Annotated in this window: 3 protein-coding genes; 2 read left to right on the forward strand and 1 reads right to left on the reverse strand. The window is 70.2% G+C overall.

Features of this window, described 5'->3' with window-relative positions; translation table 11 throughout:
* Both tnpA and tnpB read left to right on the forward strand, forming a co-directional pair.
* A partial coding sequence (tnpA, locus tag ACFSOX_RS23610; RefSeq protein ID WP_378480263.1) for an IS66-like element accessory protein TnpA occupies positions 1-401 on the forward strand: 401 nt, incomplete at its 5' end.
* On the forward strand, positions 398-745 hold the full coding sequence (gene tnpB, locus ACFSOX_RS23615; RefSeq protein ID WP_378480264.1) for an IS66 family insertion sequence element accessory protein TnpB: 348 nt from the start codon (positions 398-400) through the stop codon (positions 743-745). The genes tnpA and tnpB, both read left to right, overlap by 4 nt.
* Before the next feature lie 57 nt (positions 746-802).
* Here tnpB and ACFSOX_RS23620 read toward each other — a convergent pair.
* A partial coding sequence (locus ACFSOX_RS23620) for a hypothetical protein (protein WP_378480265.1) occupies positions 803-1,142 on the reverse strand: 340 nt, incomplete at its 5' end.

Genomic DNA, 1,142 nt, shown 5'->3' on the forward strand with positions numbered 1-1,142 from the left:
TGATCACGTCGGTGCAGCGGCGTCGGCGGTGGTCGCGAGCGGAGAAGGAACGGATCGTGGCGGCGGCGCTGGAGCCTGGGGCGGTTGCGTCCGAGGTGGCGCGGGCGGCCGGGATCCATGCGAGCCAACTGTTCCGGTGGCGGCAGCAGCTTTGCAGCCCGGTTTCGGCATCGAGCCCGGCGGAGACCTCCCCGGCGTTCGCCGCGGTGACGGTCGCGGCCGAGCCGGCGGCGATGACCGCGGCGCGCATCCCCGCGCTCCCAGCACCCGCTTCGGACGGCGTGGTGGAGATCGCGTTCGCGGGCGTCGCGCGGATGCGGATCAGCGGCGCGGTCGACCCGGCGATGGCCTCGGCCATGATCGGAGCGCTGGCGCGTGCGCATCGGCGACTGCGGCGATGATCCCGGTTCCGAGCGGCACGCGGGTGTGGCTGGCGACCGGCCACACCGACATGCGCAAGGGCTTCGATGGGCTCGCCCTGATGGTGCAGGAGACGCTGCGGCACGATCCGCACGGCGGTCATTTGTTCGTGTTCCGCGGGCGGCGCGGCGATCTGATCAAGGTCTTGTGGCATGACGGCCAGGGGCTGTGCCTGTTCGCGAAGCGGCTGGAGCGTGGGCGATTCATCTGGCCGTCTCCGGCGGACGGGACGGTGACGATCACGCCGGCGCAACTCGGTTATCTGCTCGAAGGGATCGACTGGCGGATGCCGCAGCGGACATGGCGACCGCAGGCGGCGGGCTGACGCGAGACATGTGAATCAGCACGTCGTCGTGAGATCACAAGCGCGACGGCGTGTGATTCAATCAGCGGTATGGACGCCGCCGATGCCTCCCTCCCGAACGACGTCGCGACCTTGCAGGCGATGCTGCTCGCCGAGCGCGCGGCGCGGCTCGCGGCCGAAGCGGAAATGCATGCGCGGGCGCTGCTGATCGAGAAGATGAAGTTCCTGATCGCCAAGCTGCGGCACGAGCGATTCGGTTAGTCGGCGGAGCGCGGTGCCATCATCGAGCAGCTCGAGCTGCAGCTCGCCGACCTCGAAGAGAACGCGGCCGAAGCCGAGACGGTGGCGGAGATCGTGGCGCCCGCGAACGACACGGTGCGGGTGCGCGGCTTCGATCGCAAGACGCCGGCGCGCCGTC

Source organism: Rhodoplanes azumiensis, assembly GCF_042682915.1.
In the GTDB taxonomy this organism is placed as follows: Bacteria; Pseudomonadota; Alphaproteobacteria; order Rhizobiales; family Xanthobacteraceae; genus Rhodoplanes; species Rhodoplanes azumiensis.

Excerpts from the sequence above, each read along its gene's own strand:
- tnpB (WP_378480264.1), top strand. The coding sequence starts at position 398 with ATGATCCCGGTTCCGAGCGGCACGCGGGTGTGGCTGGCGACCGGCCAC.